Annotated in this window: 18 protein-coding genes and 1 pseudogene; 10 read left to right on the top strand and 9 right to left on the bottom strand. The window is 41.0% G+C overall.

Annotated features, from left to right (window positions below; all coding sequences use genetic code 11):
• Positions 1-57: 57 nt before the first annotated feature.
• The 8 genes from G4Y78_RS02810 to G4Y78_RS02845 all read left to right on the top strand — a co-directional run bounded on the left by G4Y78_RS02810 (position 58) and on the right by G4Y78_RS02845 (position 9,751).
• Positions 58-1,104 carry a sensor histidine kinase gene (locus tag G4Y78_RS02810; protein ID WP_230425687.1) on the top strand — a complete coding sequence of 349 codons (1,047 nt, stop codon included), beginning with the start codon at positions 58-60 and terminating at the stop codon, positions 1,102-1,104.
• A 74-nt stretch (positions 1,105-1,178) separates the two neighbouring features.
• Positions 1,179-1,922, top strand: coding sequence for a LytR/AlgR family response regulator transcription factor (locus G4Y78_RS02815; RefSeq protein ID WP_163831470.1), 744 nt, complete (start codon positions 1,179-1,181; stop codon positions 1,920-1,922).
• Positions 1,923-2,044: 122 nt separating this feature from the next.
• Positions 2,045-2,989, top strand: coding sequence for a hydroxymethylbilane synthase (hemC, locus tag G4Y78_RS02820; protein WP_163831472.1), 945 nt, complete (start codon positions 2,045-2,047; stop codon positions 2,987-2,989).
• Positions 2,990-2,998: 9 nt separating this feature from the next.
• Complete coding sequence (locus G4Y78_RS02825; protein WP_163831474.1) at positions 2,999-3,721, top strand: uroporphyrinogen-III synthase; 723 nt, start codon at positions 2,999-3,001, stop codon at positions 3,719-3,721.
• A gap of 288 nt (positions 3,722-4,009) precedes the next feature.
• Complete coding sequence (locus G4Y78_RS02830) at positions 4,010-5,563, top strand: uroporphyrinogen-III C-methyltransferase (protein WP_163831476.1); 1,554 nt, start codon at positions 4,010-4,012, stop codon at positions 5,561-5,563.
• Entirely contained in the window at positions 5,563-6,795 is a 1,233-nt protein-coding gene (locus G4Y78_RS02835; RefSeq protein WP_163831478.1) for a heme biosynthesis HemY N-terminal domain-containing protein, read from the top strand. The genes G4Y78_RS02830 and G4Y78_RS02835 overlap by 1 nt, the downstream gene beginning before the upstream one ends.
• A 594-nt stretch (positions 6,796-7,389) precedes the next feature.
• A complete protein-coding gene (locus tag G4Y78_RS02840; RefSeq protein WP_163831480.1) occupies positions 7,390-8,154 on the top strand; it encodes a substrate-binding periplasmic protein in 765 nt (254 codons plus the stop codon).
• Between the two features lie 838 nt (positions 8,155-8,992).
• Positions 8,993-9,751, top strand: coding sequence for a substrate-binding periplasmic protein (locus G4Y78_RS02845; protein WP_222937627.1), 759 nt, complete (start codon positions 8,993-8,995; stop codon positions 9,749-9,751).
• Between the two features lie 281 nt (positions 9,752-10,032).
• Here the strand turns inward: G4Y78_RS02845 and G4Y78_RS02850 are convergent, their stop codons facing one another.
• The 4 genes from G4Y78_RS02850 to trxA all read right to left on the bottom strand — a co-directional run bounded on the left by G4Y78_RS02850 (position 10,033) and on the right by trxA (position 14,690).
• Complete coding sequence (locus G4Y78_RS02850; protein WP_163831482.1) at positions 10,033-10,752, bottom strand: ferredoxin reductase domain-containing protein; 720 nt, start codon at positions 10,750-10,752, stop codon at positions 10,033-10,035.
• A 38-nt stretch (positions 10,753-10,790) separates the two neighbouring features.
• Complete coding sequence (ubiD, locus tag G4Y78_RS02855; RefSeq protein ID WP_163831484.1) at positions 10,791-12,257, bottom strand: 4-hydroxy-3-polyprenylbenzoate decarboxylase; 1,467 nt, start codon at positions 12,255-12,257, stop codon at positions 10,791-10,793.
• Positions 12,258-12,476: 219 nt separating this feature from the next.
• Positions 12,477-13,736 carry a transcription termination factor Rho gene (rho, locus tag G4Y78_RS02860; RefSeq protein WP_163831486.1) on the bottom strand — a complete coding sequence of 420 codons (1,260 nt, stop codon included), beginning with the start codon at positions 13,734-13,736 and terminating at the stop codon, positions 12,477-12,479.
• Between the two features lie 627 nt (positions 13,737-14,363).
• Positions 14,364-14,690: a thioredoxin TrxA gene (trxA, locus tag G4Y78_RS02865; protein ID WP_163831488.1), complete on the bottom strand. Its 327-nt coding sequence runs from the start codon at positions 14,688-14,690 to the stop codon at positions 14,364-14,366.
• 239 nt (positions 14,691-14,929) lie between these two features.
• Between trxA and ppx the strand changes: the two genes are divergently transcribed.
• Positions 14,930-16,444 (top strand): exopolyphosphatase, encoded by a 1,515-nt coding sequence (ppx, locus tag G4Y78_RS02870; protein WP_163831490.1) that lies wholly within the window; start codon positions 14,930-14,932, stop codon positions 16,442-16,444.
• A 12-nt stretch (positions 16,445-16,456) separates the two neighbouring features.
• On the opposite strand, the gene ppk1 is transcribed toward ppx, so the two are convergent.
• From ppk1 to G4Y78_RS02885, 3 genes are all read right to left on the bottom strand, one after another.
• The gene (ppk1, locus tag G4Y78_RS02875) at positions 16,457-18,625 is read right to left on the bottom strand and encodes a polyphosphate kinase 1 (RefSeq protein WP_163831492.1); all 2,169 of its coding nucleotides are present in this window, start codon (positions 18,623-18,625) and stop codon (positions 16,457-16,459) included.
• Positions 18,626-18,642: 17 nt separating this feature from the next.
• The gene (gene hemB, locus G4Y78_RS02880; protein ID WP_178124449.1) at positions 18,643-19,644 is read right to left on the bottom strand and encodes a porphobilinogen synthase; all 1,002 of its coding nucleotides are present in this window, start codon (positions 19,642-19,644) and stop codon (positions 18,643-18,645) included.
• A 110-nt stretch (positions 19,645-19,754) separates the two neighbouring features.
• On the bottom strand, positions 19,755-20,135 hold the full coding sequence (locus tag G4Y78_RS02885; protein ID WP_163831494.1) for a hypothetical protein: 381 nt from the start codon (positions 20,133-20,135) through the stop codon (positions 19,755-19,757).
• A gap of 432 nt (positions 20,136-20,567) precedes the next feature.
• Here G4Y78_RS02885 and G4Y78_RS02890 point away from each other — a divergent pair, with 432 nt between their 5' ends.
• On the top strand, positions 20,568-20,879 hold the full coding sequence (locus G4Y78_RS02890) for a c-type cytochrome (RefSeq protein ID WP_230425688.1): 312 nt from the start codon (positions 20,568-20,570) through the stop codon (positions 20,877-20,879).
• Between the two features lie 70 nt (positions 20,880-20,949).
• On the opposite strand, the gene G4Y78_RS02895 is transcribed toward G4Y78_RS02890, so the two are convergent.
• Together G4Y78_RS02895 and G4Y78_RS02900 are read right to left on the bottom strand one after the other, a co-directional pair.
• Positions 20,950-21,498, bottom strand: coding sequence for a histidine kinase dimerization/phospho-acceptor domain-containing protein (locus G4Y78_RS02895; protein WP_163831495.1), 549 nt, complete (start codon positions 21,496-21,498; stop codon positions 20,950-20,952).
• 40 nt (positions 21,499-21,538) lie between these two features.
• Positions 21,539-22,461: pseudogene (locus tag G4Y78_RS02900) on the bottom strand (IS1595 family transposase).
• Positions 22,462-22,472: the final 11 nt, after the last annotated feature.

Below are 22,472 nucleotides of genomic sequence, written 5' to 3' on the forward strand. Positions count from 1 at the left end.
GTGAGTATTTTTATACGTCTTGAAAACAATAAAAAGACCATAGTGGCGGATACTACTTTGACAAAAGAACAACAAGATTGGCTGGATCAAGGCTTTTTCTTGCCTGACCTATGTACTACCAGGGCGGTATTTATGCTGGTGGTGCTGGCGGAGCTATTTGTGTTAATTCTCGTGTTGGCTTTACCCAGTTCAATGGGATTCGACTGGAATCGCCTAGCATTAACATCATTCTTTGTTCAGTGGGTGGTATTGGCCAGTGCTGGCTGCTTGTGTCGAGTTAGGCCGCTTATTCAGAAAACTCAGCTTGGGTATGCCTTAGCTGCCTGTTATAGCGTGGTACTCATCGTTACCTTGCTATTTTCACTCATCGCGGAGTGGGTTATTTATCCTACAGATTGGGGGCAGTTTTGGCTGCAGCTGGATACCTGGCATATTGCAAAAAATTTATTGGTTGCATTGATTATTACCAGTTTATTGCTTCGCTATTTTTATATGCAGCAACAATTGCGTCAGCAGGAGCAGGCTGAACTCAGATCTCGCTTGCAGGCATTGCAAGCCAGAATTCACCCTCATTTTCTGTTTAACAGCATGAATAGTATTGCCAGCCTAATTCAGATTTCACCTGAAAAAGCAGAGCAAGCTGTTGAAGATTTGGCTGCATTACTGCGTGCTTGCCTGGATGAGGTGGCAGCTAAAGTCACCTTAGCTGACGAGCTTGAGATTTGTAAGCAATACTTAAGGATAGAAAAACATCGTTTAGGGGAGCGGCTTCAGGTGGACTGGAAGTTAGAGGGGGTGCCAGATAGCTTGCCCATCCCACCGCTTACTCTACAGCCTATTTTAGAGAATGCGGTTTATCATGGTATTCAACCATTGGCTGAAGGAGGCACTATTAGTATCGCGGGCCAATATGACAGTCAGTATTTGACAATTACTGTGCGGAACCCTTTGGATGCTGCTTACATTTCAGAGCCTAAACGTGGTAACCGTATGGCGATGCGAAATATTGCAGACCGACTTCAGGCGCTTTACGGCAAGCAAGCTTCTTTATCAGCTAAACAAGAAGGTGCTGGTTTTGTAACCCAGTTGAGTTACCCATGTTGAACAGAGGATTAGAGCTCATTGAAAGAGCTGGCAACCAATAGAGCAAATAGTAAGTCAGAGGGTGTGTAAATGTAATGAATGTGTTGATCGTGGATGATGAGCCACTAGCCCGTGACCGATTAAGGCGAATGCTAGAACAGGTAGATGGTTGCAGCCCGTTAGAGGAGGAAGGGCGAAATGGTTTGGAGGCAGTAGAACTGGCCCAAAAGCATAACCCGGATGTAGTGCTGATGGACATTCGTATGCCCAATATGAATGGCTTGGAAGCGGCCAGACATTTGTGCGAAATGGAGTGTCCACCTGCAGTTATTTTCTGTACCGCTTACGGTGAATACGCGCTAGAAGCATTTGATGTACAAGCTGTTGGCTATTTACTAAAGCCTGTGAAACAAAGTGCACTTGTGCAGGCGCTACAAAATGCGAAAAAAACCAATCGATCCCAGCTCAATGCGATCAATCAGTTTCGGCCAGGAGAACAACCAGGCAAGCGAAGTCATATCAGTGCCAAAACTTATAAAGGTGTCGAGTTAATACCGCTGAATGAAGTGCGCTACTTTATTGCAGATAATAAATACGTAACAGTGAATCATACAAAAGGTGAAGTATTAATTGATGAAACTTTAAAAGAGCTGGAAACGGAGTTTGAAGGTGCTTTTGTTAGAATTCATCGCAATGCTTTAGTTGCTAAAGGTGCTATTGAAGGCATGAGCCGAAATGATCAGGGAGGCTATGAAGTTCGCTTAAAAGGGGTTGATGAACCGTTACTAATAAGCCGACGGCATGTTGCGGGTATGCGTAAATTATTGCAAACGCTTTAACCACAGTATATTGAAATTAACGCCTTGTTTCTGGTTATCGATGAATCTGGCAATTGAAGGTGCTAAATTAGTTTTGCTCACTTATCATTAGTTATTCAGTAATTTAGTAGCCGGATTTAGATGTGAAAACCTTACGCATAGCAACCCGAAAAAGCGCTTTAGCCCTGTGGCAGGCAAACTTTGTCAAGCAGCAACTGCTCGTCCATCACTCTAATTTAAATGTTGAGCTTGTCCCAATGACCAGCCGTGGTGATCAGTTGCTGGATTCGCCCTTAGCCAAGGTAGGTGGGAAGGGGCTGTTTGTTAAAGAGCTGGAAAATGCCATGTTAGCCAATGAGGCTGATATCGCTGTGCATTCTATGAAAGATGTGCCGATGGAATTTCCTGACGGGCTTTGCCTTCCAGTTATTTGTGAACGAGAAGACCCTAGGGATGCTTTGGTATCTAATAAATATGCAACGATTGATGAGTTACCCAAAGGTGCTGTGGTGGGTACTTCCAGTTTGCGTCGCCAAGCTCAGTTACTGAAATTGAGGCCTGATTTAAGAGTCCAGTTTTTACGAGGCAATGTTAATACCCGGCTAGCTAAGCTGGATGAAGGCCAATATGATGCCATTATTTTAGCCGCTGCAGGTTTAATCCGACTTGAATTTGCTGATCGTATCAAGAGCTCTCTTAGTCCAGAGCAGAGCCTTCCTTCTGGTGGGCAAGGTGCCGTAGGCATTGAGTGTCGTACAGCAGATGATGCTATTATCAAGCTATTAGCACCTTTACATCATGCAGAAACTGCTTTATGTGTAAGTGCTGAACGAGCGATGAATCGCCGTTTGGCAGGTGGTTGTCAGGTACCAATTGCTTGTTATGCGCAACTGGCAGGAGAGCAGCTGACCATGCGTGGTTTGGTGGCAGAGCCGGATGGTTCTCATTTTATATCTAGTGAGCAAAGCCAGTCAGTAATAGGCGTAACGGATCTGCAAACCGCTGAGCAATTAGGTATTAGTATGGCAGAGGACCTGCTTAAACAAGGTGCGGGGGATATCCTGAGCAAGCTATACCAGTCAAGCTAAACTCAAGTCATGTCGATTTTAGTAACCCGACCAGAGCCTGAGGCTTCCAAGCTTGTTGCTAGCCTTCAACAACAAGGTTTACAGGCATGGGCGCTGCCAATGTTAGAGCGTCAGGATTTGCCAGAAACCCCTGAGATAAGAGAGTTAGTCCTGAATCTGGACTTATTTCAGCAGATAATTGTGGTTAGCTATCATGGTGCAATCCGTTTCGCTACATTAATAGACCATTATTGGCCACAATGGCCCGTTAAAATTCAGTGGTTTGCTATTGGTGGTAAAACCGCTTCTGCATTAGCGGAATGGGATATTGAGTCGCTATGTTCTTCTGGCGTAGATAGCGAGGCACTATTAACGCATCCACAGTTACAACAGGTGGACAATAATAAAATATTAATAGTGAAAGGAGTGGGAGGGCGAGACCTTCTGAAGGACGTGTTGCAACAACGGGGAGCTCAGATAACAGAGCTAGCACTTTATCAACGAGTGCCTGCACAATATAACAAAACTGAAGTACAAAACCTGCTTGCTAGTCATCAGACTGATACCATTGTGGCTACCAGTGGTGAAATTGTTACTCACTTAGCTGGCTTTTTAGACCAGCAATGGCGGAATAAGCTAAGGCTAATTGTACCCAGTGCAAGGGTTGCAGACTTGTCTGGCACGCTGGGTTTTGCTCAAGTGATTAATGCCAATGGGGCAAGTGAAGAGGCAGTGATAAAGGTGCTGGTTTAGTTTTTAACTTATGCTACAAGCGTCTTGCATAGTTAGCTTGTTAATAAATAATGACAACAGGTTTATATACATCTTAACTTTAAAATAGTTTAAATAGTGTAAGTAAGTTGATTGGACGTAAGTAAATACGTTAAACAGATTAAGATATATAGAAAAGAAAACACGTAAAAAGCACATAAGAAAGTGGCACAAGACTCAAAATCCCGGATATTGCGTAAATATTATTACTTTATGAAATTTTCGGGTTAAATTACGTTTAAAAGTTGAAAGCATTTGGTATCTAGATAAATGACAAACAACACGAATGGAAATAAACCCACTGACTCAAAATCGTCAGATAAGGCTAAAGACCAACAATCCAAGCATCAACAGACAAAACAAGAGCAATCTGAGCAAGCACAGCAGAAGCAAAATGAACAAACAGTTACGGAGCAACCTTCAGCAGAGTTAAAGCAAAATAATAGCCTTAACCAAGCGGAAAGTGCCTCTACAACCGCTAAAAAAAGTAAAGCAACTGTTGGTCACGAATCAGAAACATCCAGCTCAACGACACCTGAAGCACAGTCTACCCGTAAGCCGGTTACTCCGCTCTCCACTACGCCATCATCTCAAACGCAGTCAACTAACCCTGGTCAAGCGGCAGGTAATAGTTCTTCACAGTCAGCGCCTCAGTCTACGGCAACTGTTGTGAAGCGAGGGTGGAGTGGCCCTATAGCTTTGGTGATTAGTCTAGCTGCACTGGCTGGCGTGGGTGGGATTGCCTATTTAGATTACGATATCCGCTATTATATGGATAAAAAGCAGTCTTTTGATCCCATTCAGGTTAGTCAAACAGAAGCCGCCAAAGTTGAGTCAAAACTTGCAGAATCTGTTAATTCTACTGCACGACAAGTAACCAGTAAGGTAAATGAGGTGACTGCTCAGCTTGGTCAACAACAGCAGCAGCTGAGTAATACTGAACAGAAATTAAAACAGGAAGTATTGGGTGTAGCTGAAAACGTTAGCAACCTAAGACGACAGTTTAACCAAATGCAAGGCACTAGTCGTGATGACTGGCAATTAGCTGAGGTTGAATATATGTTGCGCCTGGCGAATCAGAGATTGTTAATGGAAGGTGATATCCGGGGGGTAGAAGCCATATTAGTAAGTGCCGATGCTATTTTACGTGGGCTAGATAATTACTCTCTTTATAGTGTTCGAGAGGCATTAGCCAAAGATTTGGCTGCAGTCAGAGCCGTTGAGCAAATTGATGTAGAAGGCACTTATTTACAATTAGATGCTTTGGTTAATCAGATTATGGCATTACCTTTGATGCCTGTGGCTGATTATCAGAAAAGCCAGTCTGAGCCTGCCAAATCAGAACAGGAGGAGACCAACTTTTCATCTAAGCTTTCTGCCAAACTGCAACGAACCTGGGATAATTTTAGCGACCATTTACGAATTAATATCAGCCGAGATAAACCAGTACAGGTGTTGTTAACACCTAAAGAAGAAATGTTTTTGCGGCAAAATCTTCGCATGATGCTTGAACAGGCCCAGTTAGCGTTGTTGCAACAAAATCAGGTTATTTATAGTAACAGCTTAAAAAAATCAGTAGATTGGCTGAAAGAGTTTTTTATTTACGATAGCGCCAAAGTTGCTGCTATCAATAAACAGCTACAGCAACTAACGGAAGTAAAACTTAACCCTCAATTGCCCGATATATCTGGTTCGCTGAAAGCCGCGAAACAATATATTGATGAGCTACATCGTTTACATAAAGGCAAACTGCCTCGTAAAGATGAAGTGGCTAATGCTGGAGAGCAAGCCACTAGTGCTAACCTGGATGGGGAGGCGCATTAATGAAGGCTTTCACCAAACTATTGTTATTATTTATTTTAGCAGGGCTGGTATCGCTGGGAATAGTGCATGACAGTGGTTATGTACTGATTGCTTATGGAGATATGTCCTTTGAAACTAGTTTGTGGATGTTTTTTGCCATTATTGTCTTGGCAGTCATTATTTATAATATAGTAAAGCGACTTACGATTACTTCTTTGCGTTCAGTTGGTTTTTTATTGCCAGTAACTACATCAAGCAGACTAAAACGAGCCAAACGGTATTCAATGAAAGGCTTGGATTTGTTGATAAATGGAGAGTGGGAACAGGCTGGTAAATTATTAGGTAAAGCAGCTGATCAAGGTGAAGCCCCATTAATTAATTATCTCACCGCAGCCAAGGCCGCTAACGAAGTTGGCGATAGCAATACGGTTATTGAATATCTGCGTAAAGCCGATGATCAGGTACCGAATGGCAAAATTGGAATCGGTATTACCCAGGCACAAATTCAGTTGGCTAACGGGCAATGGGAACAAGCCCTTGCTACTTTAGAGGAAATTCGTCGCCATAAACCTCGTCACCAGTATGTGCTTAAGCTGCTTAAACAGGTTTATGTGAAGTTGCATGAATGGGAACAGCTGAATGCATTGCTACCAGACTTGCGAAAACGCCATGTGGTTGATGATGAGGAGTATCAAACCTTACAACAACAGGCTTCTATCTGTCAGCTGAATAAGGTCATCGCTAAAAGCTTGAATAGTGATGAAAATGTTAGCAAACGCATAGAGTTAATAGAAGAAGCATGGGCAGCCGTTCCTCGTAAACAGCGCAAATTGCCAGCAGTATTGGCTGCATATGCCAGAGGATTAATTAAAGCAGGAGCACTGGGGTATGCTGAAAAAGAGCTGCGGAAAGCCTTAGATAAGAACTATGATCCTGAGTTAGTTGAATTGTATGGTCAGGCCCAAGGGGAAGACTTAAAAGCTCAGTTAGCTTTTATGGAAGAGCTAAGAGATGAAAATGCCAAGTCGCCTGAAGTTGCACTAGCATTAGGAAGGCTATATTTGAGGGATAATCAATTAGACAAGGCAGAGCAGGTATTACGCGATAGCCTAAAACTTCATAAAACTGAATCTGTTTATATTGAATTGAGCAAGGTCTTTGCAAAAAAAGGTCGTGTCGAAGAAAGTACTCAGTATTTAACAGAAGGCTTGGCTTTGGTAGATCAAAGTCGTCAGCTAGTTGCATTGTCCTAATACTTAATTATCTGCAGACTTTGTTATTCATAGTCTGCAGAGTTTCAATTCCTGCCTCGCTTGATTAAAAAATTATTTTCTTGCTTTATTTCTTTTTACTATTTTATTGCAGATTAAAAGTGCATATTTAGCTTTGTAATTATAGTGCTAATACCTATTTAAAACTGTCATAAGTTAAAACGTTGACTATCTTTTGATTATTTGTGACATTTTTACAACCAAACAAAATTGAGTTCAAGTTAATATAAATAAAACAAATATTGGTTAAGAAAAAGCATTGATGGACTGATAATTTGTAAAAGTAAACAGGAGAGCGCTATGGACAAAAAAAATAAACTTACTCTTTTTTATGAAGGCCTTTGGTGACAAAAGTTGGAAGATAGCCAGCTTGGTTATTATCAATAGAATTTAGTGTGCTAATTAAAATTTGCTATTTGTTTGATGTAACTACTGAAAAAAAGTTGCATTGCACTATAGTGTATTCAAGAATGAAAGAGAAAGATAAGCCGGTGAAACACAGGGATATGTGAAATGAAGAAGGAGGGAATGGCCCAATAATAGAGCTAACTTAAAGCCTGCTAAGCGAGAAAGATAATGAAGCGTATACACTTTTTGAAGTTATTTGTGTTATTGCCCTTGCTATTTTGCCTAAGTTTTATAGCTAAAGCAGAAGTGAGCCCAAAAACGACGATTATTCTGCTTACTGAAAATTACCCTCCTTATAATATGAGTGTTAATGATAAAAACTTTGCTCGAGGTGACAATATTGATGGGTTATCTACTGATATTGTGAGGGAAATGTTTAAGCGGGCAAATATAAAATATCGCCTAAGTTTACGCTTTCCTTGGAGTAGAATTTATAAGTTAACTTTGCAGAAGCGTGATTATGGACTTTTCTCTACATCACGTACAGAAGCGAGAGAAAACTTATTTAAATGGGTCGGCCCACTTGCTTCCAGCGACTGGGTATTTTTAGCATTAAATAAGAATCCTGTTCGTGTTAATACCTTGAATGCGGCTAAAAAATTTAAGGTGGGTGGCTACAAAGGTGATGCAACAGCTAATTTTTTAGAAGAACGGGGTTTTAATCTAATTACCTCATTTAGAGATAATGAAAATGTTAAAAAACTGGTTGATGGAAGGATAGATCTATGGGCAACAGGTGATTTATCTGGTCGTTATTTAGCTCAGCTAGAGGGTGTAACTGGATTAAAAACGGTATTTACCATTAAGAAAAGTCAGCTTTATTTAGCTTTTAACAAAGACACTTCTGATGAGGTGATTAATTTATTGCAAAATGCCTTGGATGAGATGGTAAGGGATGGTTCTCATGAGCAAATGGTTAATGACTATATGTAAAGGATACTCTTCATTTATTGCAACATAAACTCATGGGGGCAAGTCTGATACAGCAAGTCTTGCGGTAGCTACTTTAATTTACATAAAAGTGCTACTGGAACTCAAGGCCCCCTAAAAACCATTCGTTTTGATTATATACGCTAAAACAAAAGCCTCGTAAATGAGGTTTTTTTATTATAAAGCCTGCTATCCGTTTCATCAGAGTTCTGCTAGTACTTGTCCTACAGCCTTACTTATTTGCTACCAATCCAACTAATCGAATGTTTTTTCAGTATTGAGTTCCTCAGTGCTTCTAAGCACAGCTAGGGCCTATTAACCACCAATGCCATAGATGATTTTACGCCCAGCAAGACTCTAGTAATAGCGAGAAAAAAGTTTCTTATAGGAAATTTACTTGACTGCGCTAATGAATTGAAAGGTACTTGTTTGTTGAATTAGAGGTCAAGTGATGTCATTAAGTGGTTACTTGGATACTTCGTCAGACATCACTAAGGTATTAGTCTAGCTGAGCATTTTGCAGAGTTTCAATTAAGGGTAAAAAACGGTAGAGTATTTTGTTACACTATTCGGCATATAAATAAATAATATGATTAATAACTTAATCTACTTATTTTTGTGAGTGGGTTATTACTTTTTTTGATGATTGCATAGACCTTAGTTCGCTAATTAGTGTTTAGGGGTAATATCCTGGCTAGGCTATGGACGCTCTTTAATTAAACTAAACATATAGATGCAGGCGTTTAAGTAGAGAGAGTTTTGTCTAACAATAAATTGTATATTTGGCCAACGCAAAGGGTGTACCAATCCTGGAAGTTCGACAGTCGAGGGGGAGAAGCCAGTGAGAAAGAATTGCTGGATATGTCGTGTATTATTAACGGTGTATATTTGCTTATTAGCTATATCTGCTAATGCAAGGCTTGAAGATAAAATAGTACTTTTAACAGAGAACTACCCGCCTTTTAACATGAGTATTAATCAGAAAAACTTTGCAAGAGGGGGTAATATTACAGGTCTCTCGACAGAAGTTGTACGAGAGATGTTTAAGCGAGCGAACATTGATTACTCACTCACATTACGCTTTCCCTGGAAAAGAGTATTTAGACTAACCCTGGAAAAGCCAAATTATGGGCTATTTTCAACTACGCGCACGCCAGAACGTGAAGATCTGTTTAAGTGGGTTGGGCCTCTAGTCGTTAATAAGTGGGTGTTTTTGGCAAAACCGGGTAGTGAAATTAAACTGACAAAGCTAGATGATGCTAAGCGGCTTCGAGTGGGAGGATATAAAGGAGATGCGTTGGCTAACTACCTAGAGTCTGAAGACTTTAAGATAATTACCTCTTTTCGAGATAATGAAAATGCAGTAAAACTAATGTCTGATAAAATTGATCTCTGGGCTTCTGGCCATATGTCGGGCGTTTATTTTGCCGCTCAAGAAGGAATCATGGGGTTAAAGCCATTACTAACCTTTAAAAAGACAGAAATGTATTTAGCCTTTAATAAGGAAACATCTGATAGTGTAATAAATGCTTTACAGCAGGCCCTAGATGGAATGATGAAAGATGGAAGTTACGATCAATTAACCAAGCGATATTTATAGCTTTTAATCGTTTTATAAAGAAATGATTAAAAGTGCTGGGCCTTTATTTTGGACTTTTTATCTCAAAGTAGTTTGCTTTTATATTTGAGTTTAAGAAGCAAATACTCACCGAGACGGGTTCTTTAGGCGAGGCCGTCAAGGGCTAAAGCCCCAGGAGCTTATAGTAATAAGTGACTGGGGCGAAGAAATTTTAATGCTCCTGCATAAACGGCATTCATACCATCCTTCCTAGGTGCTCAGCGATGACAACAAAGCCTAAAGACTATTCGCGAAGAGTATATTTATCTGGGGGCGTAATCAAATACATCAGAATGCACATGATTTTCCGCTATCCCTTCAGCCGTTAGTCTATCTAAACTGGCATACACCATTTGTGGTGAGCCACTAATATAATAGTGGGCTTCAGGAAAGTTACTTAAATCTTCAATGACAGCATTAACTAATAAACCAGCTCGTTGCACTACCCCTGAAATATCGTCTTCACTAACAACAGGGTGAAACTCTACTTTGCTTTGTTGAGCCCAGCGATTGGGAACATCTAGCAGGTAAAAATCGCTCATTTTCCTTACTCCCCAATAAAGAAATAATGGCTGGTTATACTGGCAGTTAAGACAATACTCAATCATGCTTTTAGCTTGGGCGAACCCAGTTCCTGCTGCCATAAACACTAAAGGGGAAGTGGGAGTTTGGCACAAGTAGCAGTTACCTTTAGCAATGTTCACAGTCATTTCATCCTGACTATTAATCAAGTGAACAAGCTGGTTGGATAAGTCGCTGGTAAACTGGTGCTGAATGTGCAGTTCAAGCAGTTGATTGGTATGCATAGTACTGGGTGCACTAGCAATTGATAATGGGCAGCGGCTTTGGTCAGGCAAAATAGCTTCTAAATATTGGCCAGGGAAGAACTCAATATTCGAATGAGCTGAGGTATCCAGCTCAACTCGGTAGATATTGTTATGTGGCTGGTGGACTTGAAGAATAGGAAGGGTGTGAATTGTCACTACTTATGCACTCCAAACTTTTTTGCTTGCTTTTCCCGTTAGTCTATACCAAGTTCAGGCCATAACTCATCAACCCGACGTTTGACATCAGTAGACATTGTGATTGCTGCGCCCCATTCCCGGTTAGTTTCTCCAGGCCATTTATTTGTTGCATCAAGACCCACTTTGGAACCAAGACCAGATACAGGTGAAGCAAAGTCCAGATAATCAATAGGGGTATTCTCAATGAAAGTCATATCTCGCTTCGGATCCATACGGGTGGTCATAGCCCAGATAACATCTTGCCAGCTTCTAATATTAATATCGTCATCAGTAACAATAACGAATTTAGTATACATAAACTGTCTTAGGAATGACCAAATACCCAGCATTACCCGTTTGGCATGTCCAGGATATTGTTTTTTCATTGATATGACAGCAAGCCGGTAGGAACAGCCCTCTGGGGGTAAATAAAAATCGACAATTTCTGGAAACTGTTTTTTCAGAATAGGGACAAATACTTCATTTAGTGCAACACCTAAAATAGCGGGCTCATCCGGTGGACGGCCAGTGTAGGTGCTATGATAAATAGGCTGCTTACGATGGGTAATTGTTTCAACCGTAAAAACTGGAAACTGATCAACTTCATTGTAATAACCCGTATGGTCACCAAATGGACCTTCATCGGCCATCTCATTTGGATAAATATAGCCCTCTAAAATAATTTCGGCAGAGGCTGGCACTTCTAAATCATGGGTCATGCAGCTAACTAGCTCTGTTTTACTACCCCTTAACAAACCAGCAAATGCATACTCTGAGAGAGTATCAGGTATTGGTGTCACTGCACCTAGAATAGTGGCTGGGTCTGCACCTAAAGCAACCGCTACTGGGAATGGCTCACCTGGGTGAGCTGCTTGCCATTCTTTAAAATCCAAGGCGCCACCGCGATGGGATAGCCAGCGCATAATGACTTTATTCCGGCCAATCACTTGTTGGCGATAAATACCTAAATTTTGCCGTGTTTTATGGGGGCCTTTAGTGACAACCAGGGGCCAGGTAATTAATGGGCCGGCATCATCGGGCCAGCAAGTTTGAACTGGTAAGGTACTTAAATCAACGTCTTCCTTGGTGATAATGACCTGCTGGCAAGGTGCCGACTTAACTTGCTTGGGACCCATATTCATTACCTGGCGAAAAATAGGTAATTTTTCCCAGGCATCTTTCATTCCTTTAGGTGGCTCTGGTTCTTTTAAAAATGCTAATAATTCACCTATTTCGGTAAGTGCTTTGGTATTTTCTGCTCCCATTCCCATGGCCACTCGGTCAGCAGTACCAAATAAGTTAGCCAAAACAGGAATGTTAAAACCTTTAGGATTTTCAAATAATAATGCTGGCCCCCCTTTCTGTAGAGTGCGATCAGCAATTTCAGTCATTTCCAAATAGGGATCAACTGGCGTATTGATTCGTTTTAATTCGCCTTTTTTTTCTAGTTGGGAAATGAAGTCTCGCAGGTCTTTATATTTCATTAATACCCCTGACGATAGCTATATCCTTCTCGAATGATATTTAGGGTTTGCTGTTTTCGCTCTTAAAAACATAAACTTATGGAGCTTCATTGCTCGACGGCCTCCCCTAAAAACCATTCGCTTTGGCTATATAGATATACCCTTCGAAAATTTACTTGATATTAATTAGGGGAGGGAAATTAGAAAGGAGAAGCTTTGAGGCTTCTCCTTTTTGAAAAATTACTTCCGCTTCATTGACTGGAAGAATTCATCATTAGTTTTGGTGTCTTTCATGCGATCTAATAAAAACTCAACCGCAGAAATTTCATCCATGGGGTGAAGGATTTTGCGTAAAATCCACATTCTTTGCAATTCTTCTTCGGTTGTTAGTAAGTCTTCACGACGAGTGCCTGAACGAGTAATACCAATTGCAGGGAATACGCGTTTTTCTGATATTTTCCGGTCCAGGTGTAATTCCATGTTACCGGTTCCCTTAAATTCCTCAAAAATAACTTCATCCATTTTTGAACCGGTATCAACCAGTGCAGTAGCAATGATTGTTAAACTGCCACCTTCTTCAATGTTACGAGCAGCACCAAAGAAGCGTTTTGGTCTTTCTAGTGCGTGTGCATCAACACCACCAGTTAATACTTTTCCTGATGAAGGAATTACGGTGTTATAAGCACGTGCTAAACGAGTAATGGAGTCAAGTAAAATAACGACATCTTTTTTATGTTCAACCAGTCGTTTAGCTTTTTCTATAACCATCTCTGCTACTTGAACATGACGAGCAGGTGGTTCGTCGAAGGTACTGGCAACCACTTCTCCACGCACTGAGCGAGCCATTTCAGTTACCTCTTCAGGACGCTCGTCAATCAATAGCACAATTAAGTGGCACTCAGGATTGTTGCGGGCAATATTAGAAGCAATATTTTGCAGCATTAATGTTTTACCCGCTTTTGGTGGTGACACGATCAAGCCACGCTGGCCTTTACCAAAAGGCGCTACCAAGTCAATTATACGGGCAGTGAGGTCTTCTGTTGAGCCATTGCCTGCTTCCATTGTCAGTCGTTCTTGAGGGAACAATGGAGTGAGGTTTTCAAAAAGAATTTTATTTTTTGCATTTTCAGGTTTGTCGAAATTGATTTCGTTAACCTTCAGCAGTGCAAAATAGCGCTCGCCATCTTTCGGAGGACGGATTTTACCTGATACGGTATCACCGGTACGTAGATTAAAACGACGAATTTGGCTCGGTGAAACATAGATATCGTCAGGGCCTGCAAGATAGGAGCTATCAGAAGAGCGCAAGAAACCAAAACCGTCTTGCAGAATTTCTAATACCCCATCGCCATAGATATCTTCACCGCTACGTGCATGGCGTTTTAATATAGTGAAGATAACATCCTGTTTTCGAGAACGGGCTAAGTTATCAAGCCCCATCTCGGCGGCTACTCTTAATAATTCAGGAACGGATTTTTGCTTTAGCTCAGTAAGGTTCATAGTAAACTAAGATACGTTGATGAAAGGTGACTCTCTGTGGGTGCTGAATGCAGCGGAGGAACTGGTCTCTGGGTAGTGTTAAGATTAATTTACCTGGATTGCTTGGGATAACCCCTACCTTTATCTATTACCTGATTATCTGACAGCTGCCGAGTTATCTACTGGCTATTGTCGAGTGGTAGTTGCTTGCCGTTATCATTCTTGAAGTTACTCGGGTTTTTGATCACTGTAGTTTTTATAAGCAGACTTTTATAAGTGTTTATTTACAAACCACTTTTTATTGACAACTACTTATAAACAGCTAAGTGATGAGTAACCATCTATAAGACGGTTTAAATATAATGAGAGTAACTCATCCATAGATCGCTATTTATATACGATTATCATCTGTATGTGAATATTGAACGACTATAGACTTATGAGTAACGGTGGTTATCAAGGTTAATCTAACACTGAATAATAGAAACTGTCGAGTTTTAAGTCCAGTATTAATTGGAAAATAATCAAATTAATATCAAAAATTGAAGCTAATGCCCAGAATTGATAGGGGTTATAGCTCAATAGGTTACGGGTACTGCAAGGGGGAGTTTCCCCTTGCTTACAGTTGGGTGCTACAAGGTGCTCGTTCTAAAGGTTACCTTCAAGAAAAGCAACAAGTTGAGTTTTTGAAAGAGCACCCACTTTGGTGGCTTCTACATTACCATTCTTAAACAGCATAAGGGTTGGAATACCACGAACACCGTACTTTGGAGGTGTTGCTTCGTTATCATCGATGTTTAATTTACACACCTTCAAGCGGTCTTTATATTCGTTAGCAATTTCATCAAGAATGGGAGTAATCATCTTGCATGGGCCACACCATTCTGCCCAATAATCAACCAGTACAGGTCCTTCTGCGTTGAGTACTTCTTGATCAAAGTTTTCATCCGTTACATTCAAGATATGTTCGCTCATTATTGAAATCTCCAGCATTTATTACAAGTCAGTTGATTGATTCTATCATAGCACTGTGTCACAACGGCTGAGAAGCTATACGGTTGATAAGCTATGAGGACAATCTGTATTCGACAGTTGCCTTACTTTGCAACTATTTTGCATTATTAGAGGCAACAAAATATGCCGAAACTATCCCTAACCAGTGGTTTATTTTGTTAAGCTATATCACTTTGTCATTGAAATTATTGGCATAGCTAATGACCGCAAGGATATCTCGCTCAAACCACTCTGACCAGTGTTTAATTGCTGCAATTGATCTTGGTTCAAATAGCTTCCACATGATAGTGGCTCGTTTGGATCAAGGAGAAATAAGACCACTGGAGCGGCTGGGAGAAAAAATCCAGCTAGCTGCAGGGCTTGATGAAAACGATTGCTTAAGTGAAGAGGCTCAGCAACGGGGCCTTGACTGCTTAAGGCGATTTGCTCAATACACTACACATCTGAATGTTGGCAAAGTACGTGTGGTGGGAACAAATGCTCTACGGACTGCTCATAATCGCGATGATTTTATTAAGCGCGCTCAAGAAATTTTGAGCCATCCAATTGATGTGATTTCAGGTAGAGAGGAGGCTCGCTTAATTTACTTAGGTGTTTCCCATACTCAAGCCGATGACTTTGGTCGGCGTTTGGTGGTGGATATTGGGGGCGGGAGTACCGAATTTATCATTGGTCAGCGCTTTGAGCCTCAATTGCTCGAAAGCTTGCATATGGGTTGTGTTGTTTACAGTCAGCAATTTTTTCCAGACGGTGTGATTACTAGCAGGCAGTTCCAGGAGGCTTATTATGCAGCTCGCCTGGAGTTGTTGAATATCGCTGCGCCTTATAAAGAAGCTGGCTGGGAAGATGTTATAGGCTCATCAGGGACTGTTAAGTCTATTCAAAATGTCTTGATTGCTAAAGGCTTGACCAGCTCGGGTATTACAGCTGAAGGGATGGAAGAGCTGCGTAAGCAAATTATTAACCTAGGTCATGTGGATAAAGTTGAGTTGGAAGGCCTAAAACCTGAGCGAGCCAATATCTTTCCAGCAGGTTTGGCAATTTTAATGGCAGTGTTTGATGCTTTTAAAGTTGATCGGATGTGTTACTCAGAAGGTGCTCTACGGGAAGGCTTACTGTATGACATGGTTGGACGCTTACAGCATGAGGATGTAAGGGAGCGAACCATCACTGCATTAATGAAGCGTTATCACGTTGACAAACAACATGCTCGCCGGGTGGCTCGCCATGCACTAATGTGTTTTGACTATGTAGCTGACCAGTGGCATTTGGAAAAGGAAGATCGTGAGCTACTGAACTGGGCTGCATTAGTCCATGAAATTGGTTTGGATATTTCCCATTCTCAGTTTCATAAGCATGGTGCTTATGTTATCAGTCATTCTGACCTGCTTGGCTTTTCCAAAGATTATCAGCATCAACTGGCAGTTTTGGTTAGAGGTCACCGTCGCTCATTTCCACTCGACCTTATGGCAGGTTTTCCGCCAGGACTAGCTACCCGATTGAAAAAGCTTTGTATGTTATTGCGGCTTTCTATTGTGTTAAACCATATTCGTTTAGACGAAGTGCTACCGGAATATACTGTAACTGCGGGTGCTGACTGGCTCAAGGTATCATTAGGTGCTGGCTGGTTGGAGCAACACCCACTAACTGAAGCAGACTTTGAGAGAGAACAGAAGTACTTTGCTAAGGCAGGGTATCAGTTAATAGCGGAGTAGAGGCTTAAGCCTCTAACTCCCTAGTTTTTCTAATAGTTTTTGTTGTACATTAATTGGTTCTTCCTCTTCACCTGGTGTATTCAGTAAATAGCTACCATCGGTTTGTAGCTGCCAGCTCATACTGTTATCAGTAAGGTAAATGTCTAACTCACGCTTAACCCGAGCAACCAGTTTTGGGTTTTCGATTGGGAAACAGGTCTCGATCCGATTGTCCAGATTACGCTCCATCCAGTCAGCACTCGCACAATAAACTTTAGGTGAGTCGTCGTTCTGAAAGTAATAAACCCGAGTGTGCTCTAAAAAGCGACCAACAATGGAGCGAACTCTTATATTTTCAGATAGACCGGGGATACCTGGGCGAAGGCAGCAGATGCCACGAATAATCAAATCAACCTTAACGCCTACTTGAGAGGCTCGGAATAATGCCTTCATGACTTTAGTTTCAGTAAGCGCATTGACCTTAATAATGATATGGGCAGGCTTACCTTCTTTAGCATTATGGGCTTCTTTGTAAATGAGCTCTACCAGGCTTTTTTTCAGAGTGAATGGGGCATGTAGTAGCTTTTTCAGCTGAACCACTTTACCCATTCCGGTGAGCTGCTGAAAAATTTTGTGCACATCTTCTGTTAAGCACTTATCACAGGTGAGCAAGCTGTAGTCGGTATAGATTCGGGCATTACCAGCATGGTAGTTGCCAGTACCTAAATGCACATAACGTTGCATTTTTTTACCTTCACGCCTAACGATTAGTAGCATTTTTGCGTGGGTCTTGTAACCAACCACCCCATATACTATAACAGCGCCTGCCTCCTGAAGCCGACTAGCTAATAGCAGGTTGTCTTCTTCATCAAAGCGGGCTCTGATTTCAATAACTACAGTGATTTCTTTACCGTTTCTAGCGGCTTCAACCAAAGCATCGACCAGCTCCGAGTTTGAGCCAGTGCGATACAAAGTTTGTTTGATGGCCAGTACTTCTGGGTCTTTCGCTGCTTGTCGTACTAAGTCAACAATGGGGGTGAATGACTCAAAAGGGTGAAGCAATAAAATATCACTGCGCCGAATCGCTTGAAGCATGTCGGCATTTTTTTTCTGGATAATTTTAGGAAACCCTGGACTAAAGGGGACATACAACAAATCAGGGTGATCTTTTGCATTACAGATATCCATTAGCCGAGTGAGGTTAACTGGGCCTTGAATTTCATATAGCTCATCTTCCGAAAGACCAAAGTGTTCCAGCAAAAAGGTAGATAGCTTTTTGGGACAGTTAGCGGCTATTTCTAAGCGGACGGCATCGCCATAACGTCGGGCCAGTAGTTCACCTTGTAATGCACGAGCTAAATCTTCCACTTCTTCAGATTCAACACTTAAATCACTGTTGCGAGTCAGCCGGAACTGATAACAGCCAGTTACAGTCATTCCTGGGAATAAGTCTTCTACATGGTGATGAATAATAGATGAAAGAAAGATGTAGTTATCGCCACCGTTACAGACTTCATCAGGTAGTCTGATTAGCCTGGGTAGTGATCGGGGCGCAGGGATAATTGCCATCCCTGTTTCCCGGCCAAAAGCATCCTTGCCTTCAAGAGAAACGATAAAGTTTAAGATTTTATTGACCAAACGTGGAAAGGGGTGAGCAGGGTCTAAGCCAATTGGGCTGATGACAGGCATGATTTGTTGATAGAAATACTCGCTCACCCAGGCAGCTTGTTTAGCGTTGAGCTGACTGCGGCGTAAGAAGCGAATATCCTGCTCTGCGAGAGCCGGTAATAAGACCTGATTTAAAATTTCATATTGATGTTGCACCATCTGATGGCAAGTACGACTAATTTCGTCTAATGCCTGTTGTGGCTGTAATCCATCAATGCTGGACTTCTCTCTGGCAAAGGTAATTTGCTGTTTGAGTCCGGCTACCCGAATTTCAAAAAACTCATCTAAATTACTGCTAAAAATTAATAGAAAGCGTAATCGTTCTAGCAGTGGGTAGTCATCATTAAGGGCCTGCTCTAATACCCTTGCATTAAACTGTAAATGACTAAGCTCTCGATTTATGTAGTATTCAGGGTTAGACAAGTCTGTGACTTTTTGTGGCTCGTCTCCATTGTTGGAGTTGTCTAGTTCAGGTGGAATTGGCTCCTCTTTCGTTTGTAGAGAGGCATTATCTGTGGGTTGGGTTAGGCTCATAGTGGTCCTTGCTTAAACTATCGATTCAGTAGTTCAGCAGCTGATTTAGCAAAGTAAGTTAAAATCGCATCTGCTCCAGCTCGTTTAAAGCAGGTTAGTGATTCCATTATTATTGCATCCTGGCTAAGCCATCCTTTCTCAAAGGCTGCCATATGCATAGCGTATTCGCCACTCACTTGGTAGACAAACGTTGGCACTTGAAATTCCGTTTTAACCCGTCTCACGATATCCAGATAAGGCATGCCGGGCTTTACCATTACTATATCTGCCCCCTCGGCTAAGTCGAGGGCTACTTCATGAAGTGCTTCATCAGAGTTAGCAAAATCCATTTGATAGGTTTTCTTATTGCTCTTGCCCAGGTTACTCGCTGAGCCGACTGCATCACGGAAAGGGCCATAGTAATTAGAGGCATATTTAGCAGAATAAGCGAGAATCTGGGTATTAAGAAAGCCTTCTTGCTCCAACGCTTGGCGGATAGCTGCCACTCGACCATCCATCATATCAGAAGGAGCAACGACTTCTGCACCAGCCTTAGCATGGGAAAGGGCTTGCTTGATCAGCACTTCAATGGTTTCTTCATTCAGGATATAACCATTTTGGTCGAGAATGCCATCCTGACCATGGCTGGTGTAAGGATCAAGTGCAACGTCTGTGATAATGCCAAGCTCAGGTAACTTATCTTTTAAAGCAGCCACGGCCTGTTGCATTATGCCATTAGGGTCATAAGCTGCTTCACCAGTAAGTGTTTTACAATCTGGTTTTGGTGCTGGAAATAAAGCAATGGCCGGAATGCCTAATGCGTGTACTTCTATAGCTTCTTTTATTAGTAAATCAATTGAGTAACGGCTAATGCCAGGCATGGAAGGAATTGGCTGACAGATATTTTGTCCGTCAATAACAAACATCGGGTAAATTAAGTCATTAACTGTCACAGCATGTTCTTGAGTCAGCTGACGAGAAAAGGAGTGTGCTCTTATACGACGAGAACGCCATGAAGGATAGTTACGTTGACTTTTCATTACAATGCACCTGATTTACTGAATAAACGGCAGTGATTATATAAGATCACGGCTTCAGTATATAGGGCTTAAGGACACCTCTAAAATACTACAGAACATGAGTAACTGGGTTATAAAAAGGTTTGCTGGGTTGTACAATGACCTTGAAAAATTGTTGAACTATCTTCGCCGAGTAGTGTGATATTTTTTACATGATAGGATAGCCCATTTTCTTTTATAGTCGTGACATGAGATAACTGAGAACTTTTATCAGTTAAAATAAACGTTTTTTGTTGGTTAGCTGTTACTTTTTCAACAATTGCTTCCCCCTTGTCATCCACTACAAAGGCGCCGATGCTCGTGTCTACATAAAAAAGCACTGTCTCTTGTAACAAAGGGGTATATTGTTGATTTTCAATAAGTGTCGTGAATCGGCAATCATATAATGTTGAATCAGCATTACAGCTGACATAAGTTATCAACCAGGTTAATGGAACAGTTATAGGCCGCATTAATCACTTGTCCTGTAGTACTCTACTAGTACATTCCTTCATAACTATAGTTGGTTTTAGGTAAATCAGATCAAATCAGTTTTATTGAGTTAGCTGCTTAATGGTAAAACCGTTGCAGAGACTTATTTTTGTGGTTTTTCAAGTTAAGGCAGTCATGATAAAGTAAAACCTTGACTGAACTCATTGTTAAAAAATAATCACCAGAGAAAATGGAATTTTTTACAAAGTATACCCAGTAAGAATGGTTTTTAGGGGGGGCCTTCGAGTGACGAGGCCCCATGAGCCTATAAGTAATAGATGATTGGGGTGAGGAATGAAGACAGTTAAAAACTGCATTCCCACCTACATGGTGGTCATAACAAAACTTAGAAATCATTCGTGAGGGGTAAAAGACTTTGAATAACGAAGCCTGATAACATGAGGAGATATTAAGTGAAAAAAGCAGCTCTATTAGCCCTGGTAAGTATGTTGTTACCTGCAGTATCTGTTGCAGGAGGTGATGCAGAAAAGGGTAAAGCAAAGTCTGCAGTGTGTGCTGCTTGTCATGGTAAAAATGGCGTCGCCATGGTGCCAATTTATCCCAATCTGGCAGGACAAAATCAAGCGTATTTAGAAAGTTCACTCAAAGCCTATCGTGCTAAACAACGGCAAGGTGGGCAGGCAGTTGTTATGCAAGCTCAAGCGGCTAGTTTGTCGGATGAAGATATTACTAATTTGTCGGCTTATTATAGTGGCTTGAAGTAGTAATAAGTATATTCCCCCTCCAATTTTTAAAATATGGGGGAATACAATGTCAGGTTAATTTATTCATTTTTTAAAATTGCTTAGAGTCATTAAATTCTTTTTTTACTTTAATTATCACGCTGCGTTTAGAGGTAGGTAGAATATAAGTTGCTTGAATAGCATTCGCCAATAGGTTTTGTAATATTCTGCGAAACTTTGTTATGTCAGCAAATACATGGGGCAAGTTATTTCCTATAATTGATGAAATAACATCGTTACTTTCTTTGACTAATTTATGCTGGCAAGATAAAGTGCTCTCAATCACTTGCTTTATTGGTATCCACTCAGGATTAAGTTTTTCTGGTCGACTAAATGACAATAAATCATCTAATGTCTTTTCCATATAGCTAATTTGTTCCAGTGCTATAGAAAACAGTTCATTATTTTGGGTTTCTTGCTTTACATAATGGCGTTGGCTCATTTGTAGGGCCATTTTAATTGAGTAAAGTGGGTTGTGTAAATTATGTACAATTGTTGTAGAGGCTTGGCCAATAGCAGCCAGCTTTTCACTAGCTTGCCGCTTTTGGCTTTCTTTTTGTACTTGTTTGGCGAGTATTTTTTCTTCATTAATGTCTTGCAATAACAGTACAATATATAATAATTCCTAATTATCATCATACCTAAGCTATATTTAGTAGCTTACCTGGTAGTGGAGGTGTTCTCAGTGCTACAAATGCTAGCCTAGGAATAAATTCTACTAAGCTAAATCTTCGATTAAATCGATACTGAAATTCAGCAAGATAACGTTGTGCATATTTAGCGCGAATAGCATGATAAGTGCTACGTAAAGCACTTTTTAAGTTTCCAAGGATGGTGTTAACCCAATAAAATTCAGGTTCCTCTACTGATGCACGACCACCACCGCATACAATTTTATCATGAAGACAACCTGCTTAAAACAGGCCAGTCCATCGGAGATTACGGTACTGCCCTTGGCCAAATTCTGCCTACTCCAAGCCGTTATCTCTTCTTTATTAAACCCTTTTAAAATGCTCAGTTTAATTCGTGTCGGTTGACCTTGTTTTGTTGTTTCTACGGCTGCTACAAAAGGTATTTTCCCATCTGCTCCCCTACCTCTTTTGCAACCTGTACGCTCACCACCAAGATAGGCATCATCAATTTCAATAAAACCCGACAATTGCTTGGTGCCTTCTCTTTCTTGCATCACTTTCATGAGCTTATGTTTCATTCTCCAGGCAGCTTGATAGGAAATACCTAAATGGCGATGTAATTCTATGGCTGATATACCTTTTTTGTCTTGGGAGATCAAATACATCCCTTGGAACCAAGTCCTTAATGGTAATTTGGTTGATTCAAAGATAGTACCTGCAGTTACAGATGTTTGCTGGTGACATTTATAGCACTGCTGAAGCTTTCTAGTAGTGAGTTGACAGCATTTGTCGTATCCACAATTGGGGCACTGAAAACCTTCTGGCCATCGCAATTTGTATAAGGTATTAAAGCATTGTTCTTCTGTACCATATTGTTTGAGAAACTCGTTTAAACTCAGGCCTTTTTGAAATTGAACTTTGTTGATAGCCATTATTTATACCT

The sequence above is a fragment of the Spartinivicinus ruber genome (assembly GCF_011009015.1).
In the GTDB taxonomy this organism is placed as follows: Bacteria; Pseudomonadota; Gammaproteobacteria; order Pseudomonadales; family Zooshikellaceae; genus Spartinivicinus; species Spartinivicinus ruber.

What these genes read in the sequence shown, in the direction of transcription:
- G4Y78_RS02815 (WP_163831470.1), top strand. Translation starts at nt 1,179, where the DNA reads ATGAATGTGTTGATCGTGGATGATGAGCCACTAGCCCGTGACCGATTA.
- G4Y78_RS02825 (WP_163831474.1), top strand. Translation starts at nt 2,999, where the DNA reads ATGTCGATTTTAGTAACCCGACCAGAGCCTGAGGCTTCCAAGCTTGTT.
- G4Y78_RS02830 (WP_163831476.1), top strand. Translation starts at nt 4,010, where the DNA reads ATGACAAACAACACGAATGGAAATAAACCCACTGACTCAAAATCGTCA.
- G4Y78_RS02835 (WP_163831478.1), top strand. Translation starts at nt 5,563, where the DNA reads ATGAAGGCTTTCACCAAACTATTGTTATTATTTATTTTAGCAGGGCTG.
- G4Y78_RS02840 (WP_163831480.1), top strand. Translation starts at nt 7,390, where the DNA reads ATGAAGCGTATACACTTTTTGAAGTTATTTGTGTTATTGCCCTTGCTA.
- ubiD (WP_163831484.1), bottom strand. Translation starts at nt 12,257, where the DNA reads ATGAAATATAAAGACCTGCGAGACTTCATTTCCCAACTAGAAAAAAAA.
- rho (WP_163831486.1), bottom strand. Translation starts at nt 13,736, where the DNA reads ATGAACCTTACTGAGCTAAAGCAAAAATCCGTTCCTGAATTATTAAGA.
- trxA (WP_163831488.1), bottom strand. Translation starts at nt 14,690, where the DNA reads ATGAGCGAACATATCTTGAATGTAACGGATGAAAACTTTGATCAAGAA.
- ppx (WP_163831490.1), top strand. Translation starts at nt 14,930, where the DNA reads ATGACCGCAAGGATATCTCGCTCAAACCACTCTGACCAGTGTTTAATT.
- ppk1 (WP_163831492.1), bottom strand. Translation starts at nt 18,625, where the DNA reads ATGAGCCTAACCCAACCCACAGATAATGCCTCTCTACAAACGAAAGAG.
- hemB (WP_178124449.1), bottom strand. Translation starts at nt 19,644, where the DNA reads ATGAAAAGTCAACGTAACTATCCTTCATGGCGTTCTCGTCGTATAAGA.
- G4Y78_RS02885 (WP_163831494.1), bottom strand. Translation starts at nt 20,135, where the DNA reads ATGCGGCCTATAACTGTTCCATTAACCTGGTTGATAACTTATGTCAGC.